Raw genomic sequence first — 8,584 nt, 5'->3', positions numbered from 1 at the left:
GCTTCAGTAGTCGTAGCAGTTGTTTTAGATAAAGTAAACCCAGCCGCGTCATCATCAGTAATCGTAGTAGTAACTTGCTGAACTCCATTTTCTGTTCCATTGGTCACAGACAGAATATCTACAATTACTGATTCATCATTTTCATCGATAGAATCATCCACTGCCGTTATTTTTACCGTGCCTGTAGTGGATCCAGAAGGGATAACGATTTCAGTGATAGAAGTAGCATTAGTTCCGACAGCTGCAGTATAATCTGAACTAGAACCAGTGGCTGTGCCAGAATAGGAGAGGCTGATAGTTACATCTCTACTTGATGATTTATCTAGAGCAACAGTAAAAGTTGCAACGCCCGCATTTTCAGCAATAGTGGAATTATCGACAGTTAAACTTGCAGAAGGTACATATGGAGTGACATTTATCGTCATCGTATAGCTGCTTGCACTATAGAAAGTACCATCATATACATCAAAATCGAATGATGTATATGGGCTACCACTTTCATCTGCTTCTGGTACAAATATCACTTTAGTGATATCTGCAATGACATAGCCTGGAGCGGCGACATCAGCGGCTAACAGCGTGGTTCCATTGTCTTCCAATACTCCAGCACTAGGTAGAGAGGTGATTCTGATACCTGCAAAGGTATTATTGTCGGCATCACTATAGTCATTATTAAAATCACTAGCTGAAAATGTGTAATTCACCTCTTCGGCAGTGGTTACAGATTCATTATCGGCAATAGGTAGATTGTCATTCAAATTGTTAATTTCAACCACCCAGTCTTCTTCATCGAAGTTGCCATCTTCATCAGTGGCTCTAATAATTACTTCATAGATATTATCAGTATCATTATCCAGAGGCCCTTCAAAGTCTCTTGCAATCATTCTTACCACACCTATAGCAGGGTCGTCGATTGTAAAGGCTGCCGCATCAACACCACTCAGTGTATAAGTGAGCGTTCCGATCGGAGTACCGCTAGCAATAGTTGCTCCCACAGAAACGTAAGGATCGTTTTCATCAATGTTGGCATCCAAAATATTCGTAATGTTAAAAAGTAAACACTCACTACTAGAGGCCGTATGGTCATCGAAGTCCCAACTTCGGTTAGTTTCCAATTCATTCACTGCACTTGCGGCATTTGTTCCGTATTCCAGACCGTTTGACCCCATATTAACATTAGTAGCTGTAGTATTGGTAGTCCAGCCAATCAGCGTTCCAGTGTAATTGATACAGTCCATGCCAGAGCCATCAAACATGTCATCTCGAACCGTTGCTTCAGAGGTCCAACTGCCTAAATATTGATTAAAGGCTGCAGCGTTTTGAAACATACGATCCATATTAGTAACATTGCTAACATCCCAACCATTTAATGGCTGATTAAAGGTTATAGCGCCCTGAAACATAAGTGCCATGCTAATGACATTATCCAATTCCCAATCTTGAATATCTTGGTTAAAAGATTCAGCGCTTGCAAACATTCCCCCTATTTGTTCGACATTATTTACATTCCAATTATTTAATGGCTGATCGAAATCATGGGTATTGGAAAACATGCCTCCCATTTCTTCCACATTGTCTACTATCCACCCATTTAATGACTGATTGAAATGATCCGCATATGCAAACATTGCAGACATATCAAGGACATTATCTACATTCCAATTATTTAATGGCTGATTGAAATCTCGGGCTGATTGAAACATCCCCTCCATATTGTTCACATTGTCTACTACCCAATGATTGATGGGTTCATTAAATACGGAAGCACTCTTGAACATACCAAACAAGGAGGTTACACTGCTTAAATCAGGAGCGTCTGTTGCCGGAACATGAAGATTAGAACAACCCCAAAAAGCCGACTCCATCGAAGACCACTGATTATCGCCCCATTGTTCCACCGTAAGAATTTTATCTTTATCTCCTGTGTTGTTGAAATATATCTGAGGGAAATCACCTGAGACAGTCACTTGGTAGGTACCCGCGGCAGGAAAATCTATCGTTGTATCTCCCGTGAAAGGGCCTATTGTTGCATTAGACGATGGGTCGCTTTCATCTACCCAATGTACATAATAATTATAACCACCACCATTTGTTGGTATAGTGATTTGATCATCATCAGAGTCACCTGTGTTATCTGTCTTCCAAGTAGTCACAAAGGGTTTACTGCCCACAGGTGTACAGTCATTTGACCCGGTCAACAATTCATCTGCTGAGATCGTCCAGCCCAATCCTCCATCTACAACTGGTGTAGTTAATTTACTCCGAGCGGCAATGGCATGAGATCCATAGCCTAATTCATACATACCCACAGAGATATTATTTGGAGATGATGTATTGGCTGCCCAGCCTTGAAGTGAAGCAGAATAACTTTCACAACTCATACCTGATGCTGCAAATGTATTGAGGGGAATATTTACACCAGGGTTCAATACCCATCCACCAAGACTCTGATCAAAAGCAGACGCTACAAAAAACATGTTTCCCATATTGGTCACTTTGCTTACATCCCAACTTCCGATATCCTGGTTGAAAGCGCCATTTCGTTCAAACATATTGGCCATAGTAGTGACTTTATCTACTACCCAACCAGTAATATCCTGATTGAAACCCATCTGTCTAAACATGTGACTCATATCAGTAACCTTACTTACATCCCAGTTATCTAATGGTTGATCAAAAGAAGTAGCCTGCCGGAACATAGCTGACATATTAGTGGTACTTTCCACTACCCAACTATTTAGGGGTTGGTCGAAAGAACTGGCAGACCGAAACATAGACACCATAACCATAACATTTCTGACATCCCAGCTATCTAATGGTTGATCAAAAGAAGTAGCGCCTCTAAACATTCCCTCCATTGAGGTGATGGTACTTACATCCCAATGGTTAATAGGGTCATTGAAGACGCTTGCATTATAAAACATTTGACTGAAAGAGGTTACCTGACTCAAATCTGGAGCATCTGTGGCGGGTACTCTTAACAAACTGCAACCAGAGAATGCATTTCTCATGCTCGTCCACTCAATATCGCCCCATTGCTCAACAGTTAATATTTTGTTTTTATCTCCGTTATTATCAAAATAGATCTGAGGGAAATCTCCTGTAATAGAAACTGTGTATATGCCAGCATTCGCATAGGAGTGAGTAGCATCGCCAGTCACTCCGGTATCTTGTGCTCCATCGCCCCAGTTGACGGTATAATTGTACGTTTCGCCTGATTCTGTTGGTATGGTGATAGATTCACCATTGGTAGTGGTTTGCCAAGTGGTTATAAAGTAACCGGACTCGTCTATATCATTGATAGTAATCGTTATGATTTCTTCATAAGAAAGTGCTCCGTCTGAGGTTTCGACTCGAATGGAGTAGCTAGATTTGGTTTCAAAATCATATACTGTATTGGTCAGTAGATCGCTCCCCGAAATTTGAAAACTGGCATTATCAGTGTCTCCTGCACCAGACACCAAAGTGTAAGTATGTGTATCACCCGTATCAGGGTCTGTCGTTGATAACGTAGCGAAGGTTGTGCCACTGGCCAGATTTTCATCGACAGAAGTTGATGAGAGGCTGATATCAGAAGGTGCATCGTTGATTGGATTGACATTTACGGTCATAGTATAGTTGCTGCTATAATTATGATTGACGGAATGATTATAGAGCGCGCTAATTTCTGCAGATCTTAAGTCTCTTTCATAAATACTAATATTATCCATGCTTCCATTGAAAAAATTAGAAGAGGGGGAACTCGCAGAAGCACCAATCATTAAGTCCATCGCATCATCGAAACTTAGTGGAAATGCTAAATCTGTTGTGCCTTTGACCCCATTTATATAGATATTACCAGTGCCTGAGGCATCCATTACAAATGCGATATGATTAGTGCTAGCCGCACTATAATTATGAGCGGCTGTAGTCCTTTGATTTAATACAGAATTGCCTTCAGTACTAAACCATGTCTGAAGATTGTTTCTTAGAGAAAGTACCCAACCATCTTCACCTGGGGTAATGTCCCCAACATCTCCCAAGGTACCAATGATTCCCATATCACCATTTGAGCTCTTCACCCAAGCGGAGACAGAAAAAGGATCACCGGCAAAAAAGTTACTCTGGGCACCTAAGGAAATATAGTCATCTATGCCATCAAACGAAGCTGCGATACCATAACCATTGACCCCAGTGGTGTATGAAAGCCCTCCATTACCAGTACCATGGTGCCCATTACCAGATAAGTCGTCAGTATCTCCATCAAAAGTGTAGTAACCTACTAATCCAGAAGAAATATTTGGTGCATTTCCACCATCGTCTTTCACCTGAAATTCAAAAGTCGTGTAGGGGCTACCATTTTCGTCTGCGGTTGGTTCAAACGTAAGTAAACTCCTGTTTGTGTAATGTGTGTAGGTTGCCGCTGCAGAGCCGTTGTATTTTAATATCCCAGAAGCAGGTAGCGAGGTGAGCATAAATGATTCGTAATTGTCTCCATCAGTATCTGTAAATGCAAAGTCTGCATTAGTAAAAGTATAGGTGTTGTCCTCATCAACACTGACAGCGTTGTTAGCTGAAATAGGGTGGTCATTTACAGAACTCACCGTGATGGTAAACGGGATAGTGACTGAAGTATTTACCCCTCCATTGAGAACTCCGCCACTATCTTCAAGGGTTACGTTTACTGTGGCCGTACCATTTGCATTATTGGCAGGAGTATAAGTAAGTGTTCCGTCCGGAGCAATAGCTGGTTGCGTACTGAATAGGGGGGTGTTAGTATTGCTTACATTGAATGACAATGTCTGCCCACTTTCATTAGAAGGCCCAGTGCTCAATCCTGTGGCCCAACCGGTTTCGGTTTGTGCTCCTGCATCTTCTGTCACGGTCTGATTTGCTCCGGCAGTGAAGGAAGGAATATCATTGACAGGGGTAATGGAGATGTTCACAAAAGCTTTATCTTCGAACTGATAAATATCACCAATAGCTGTGGTATCAACGATGAGGTATTCGATCACATCCGTTCCAAAATAATCTGCGTCGGGAGTATAAGAAATTTTGTAATTACTCAATACCTCAGCTGTGCCGTGAGTTGGCGCTGTTACTATTTCGACTTTTACTTTGGGTTTTTGGGTCGCATTAGAGAAAGTGTCATTGTTCTTTACGTCGAACTCAGTGGCTACATCTTCCTGAATGGTTTCGCTATCGTCGTTTGCTGTCACATGAGGGTTATGTATTGTTGGGTTACCAACAGCTACTGCATTGCGAAGCACAGACGTATAATTGTAAACGGTTGTGTTATAGATGTCATCTAAGTGGAAAAGTGCTCTAATGTCAGTTTCATCACCTTTGAGAGGGATATTCATATTATTAGTTATTTCTGCGGGTGTCAAGATTTTATCCCACATTCTTAACTCAGAAATCTGACCATCAAAATGACTTGAGTAAGTCAAGCTAGGACTAGATACCTGAGCTCCAATTGCAAGAACACCAGGGCTGTATGTACTTTCGAAACGGTTAAATGGCTTGCTAGGGATAGGGGATGGAGTAGCAAGAATTCCGTTCAAATAGAAATTAATGACGCCTCCGCTAGCATTATCTGATGTGATAGACAGATGATACCATGTATCTTTATCGATAGTTGAAATCTGATAATATGTATTATCACCAGCGCGCCTGTAGAGTAGTTCATCTGAATTAATAAGTAAATTATACGGATGCGTATTTGTAGTGCGAGAAACACGATCAAGTATGTATTGTTGTCCCGAATTTTTTTCGGTACGAAACCAAAATTCCAGCGTCATCTGTGGCTGGAGTAAGAAATCAGAAGAATCATTAATAGACAAATAGTCATCTACTCCATCAAAATTAATAAAACTACTTATCGACGATTGCGGAGTTGAAGCATCTACATTGGTAGGGCTGCTTTCGGTAGAGCTTTCTACCGCTTTGATATAATAAAAATAAAAGGTGTTGTTGTCTAGACTATTGTCCGTATAGGTCGTAGTCCCAGCTGGGACAGTAGCAATCGGAGTAGCGCCAAAGGCTGCGGAATCAGGTTCTACCGAACGATAGATGTTATAAGTCGCTGATGTGTTGTCTGAAGCCGTCCAGTGTAATTCATTACTTTCATCACGGGAGTGTACATACAAATGAGATGGAGGACTCACATTGATCATTGGGTAAACTGTCGTAAAGCTTGCTGGGTCATCTATGTTGTTGAATTTTGTTTGAATTAAGTCAGAGCTTTGGACTGTGTTCAATAATTCAACCACATCAAGTGTGCCATCATAATAGCTTGCAATGGCTTCTGGGCCACCTAATTGAAGAGGATGTAACCATTGCGTTCTGTCTATTCCATATGTACCAGCACCAATTAGAGCGCCAGTATCAGTACCTACAGAAGCCCCGTTCACAAACATCTCTGCACTAGGTGTAGAGTTCATGTTTTCCATATTCACAACCACATATGTCCAGTCAGTGGTATTATTGAAATTGTGTTGAATACTTATAATATCTGATGAATTGGAATCATCGGTATTTCCGATGAAAAAATTAAGCACATCTGATACTGAACTTCCAGCTGAATTGATGTTGCCAAAATTTAGGTGCATCTCATGTTCATTGTCGCCGGGGTTATTCCCTGAACCAAAACCATTACCCTTGTTCCCCTGCCAAATAATGTGACGTGCGTGATCGGTATTGTCTGTTTTAAACCATAGGCCGAATGAAAAATTATCGAGTGTTTTAAAATCACTCACTGGAGTGACCATATAGTCGCTAGTTCCATTAAACCCTTTGCCTATATTTACTTTTCCACTCGAGTTTGATGTGCCTGTGAAGGTAGTAATGTGTCGAGCATTTGTAGTGGCATCATCATTGGTATAATCCATCTGATACACTGCGAGATAGTCGCTAGACCATGTGGCTCCTGAAGAAGGATCTGTTGTGACACTATTATTCCCGAAGTATAAATTAATCATGGTGTTTGCAGATGCAGAAAGGACTGGTATCTTCACCCATGCGATCAAAGAACCCGCAGCAGGATCATAATCTATGATGTCAAAATCGAGTATGGTAGTTTGATCTTCTAGGGTAAACACAATGTCATAACAAAACCCATTTTCAATTTTTCCACCAGAGCCTTCAGCTATATGTGACAAGTCATTATCAGTGATTTTTAATAAAAACGGATAATCAATTAAATCCGCTGTTCCAGAAACCACGGAATGATCAATCTCGATTTTTTTAAGGAAATTATATCCTACGGGTTGTGCAAGACCTACTATTACACAACCAATTAATAATGCAAGTACTAAACTTATTTTTCTCATCATTTCACTTATTTGAAATACTTCTGCTGCTATGCTATTTCAATGTTTTTTGAACATAGTTATCCTCTGTCCTGGGTATCAATGAAGCTTCTCAGGTCTTTGGGATAATTAAAGTTCGTGTCTAGCGGAGCTAGGTGTGGTTGGGTAACAAATCTGGAATCGTTTATTCTGGATTTGTTAATTCTTAAGTGCCTCTTTAAAAAAAGTAAATAGGGGACACTCGTATAAGAGGTTGAAAAAAGTTGATCGTATAGTCTTTGGAAAAAATGCCAAAGGCATAATTGTTATATGTATTTAGGACATAACGGCCTAACCCAGCAAAAATCGATATGGATAGAAATAACTGGAGTACATAGTTAAACAACATTTGTTCGTTAACTATTGAGAAAACTGTATACATAGCTTGGTCTAAATCTAATAATAGTATACAGGTGGGACTCAAATATAGCAATTGGCTGATTTTAAACAATCTTTTTTTGTATGTATTTACATATTTAATAGCAGTTTATTCGGTATTCATTATTTTAATCAAATTGAAGATTAATACTTAACGGTCTTATGTTCAAAGAATTCATAGAGTAACCCGAGGCTTTTGAAGTTCGAGTTTACTCTATGAATCATGATTTCCCTGAAGTGGTTATTTACTTAGATATAACAATACGATCCGTAATGACATAGTCATTCAATCTTATAATATAAATGTAGACTCCTGATTGTAAATTTCTGCCTTTATTAAAGACCAATTCACGTCTTGTATCTGCTTCCAAATAGTCATCCATTAATATACTAACCAAATACCCCGTCAAAGAATATACTTCTACACTGGCATGCCCTGATTTGGGACTACTAAATGACACTGTAACCTGATCTCTCGAAGGATTTGGATAAATCGAGTAATCCAATTTTACTTCGACTTCTGGTATACTGTTTAGTAATGAATTGGATCTAGTATTTTGATCAGTACAGGAAGAAATTACCTCTACAGATTCCGAGATGGAGCAACCGTTAAGCTCACTGGTCACAGTAGCAGTATAGTTACCAGGCTCAGATACGACAGTGTTAGCCTCAGTAGCGATGATGTCACCGTTTTCATCAGTCCAAGAGAAAGATACATTGTCAGAAGTAGAGCTTGCTGAGAGTGTAACGCCACCATCCAGACAATTGATGAGTCCAGAAGTTTGAGTAGCGATGTTGGGTTGATCAAAGTCAAATCCAACGACGACAGATTCCGAGATGGAGCAACCGTTAAGCTCACTGGTCACAGTAGCAGTATA

The 8,584-nt window shown here is 40.2% G+C and carries 2 protein-coding genes; both read right to left on the bottom strand.

Going from position 1 to position 8,584, the window contains the following annotated elements:
- Positions 1-7,313: DUF2341 domain-containing protein (locus BUB99_RS19985; RefSeq protein ID WP_139281133.1), on the bottom strand; the 7,313-nt coding region annotated here is incomplete at its 3' end.
- Positions 7,314-7,951: 638 nt separating this feature from the next.
- The coding region (locus BUB99_RS19980; protein WP_139281132.1) for a T9SS type A sorting domain-containing protein at positions 7,952-8,584 on the bottom strand (633 nt) is incomplete at its 5' end.

Source organism: Reichenbachiella agariperforans (assembly GCF_900142205.1).
Lineage (GTDB): Bacteria > Bacteroidota > Bacteroidia > Cytophagales > Cyclobacteriaceae > Reichenbachiella > Reichenbachiella agariperforans.
Note: the sequence above shows the minus strand (reverse complement) of the source record. Positions and strands in the feature narration are given on the sequence as shown.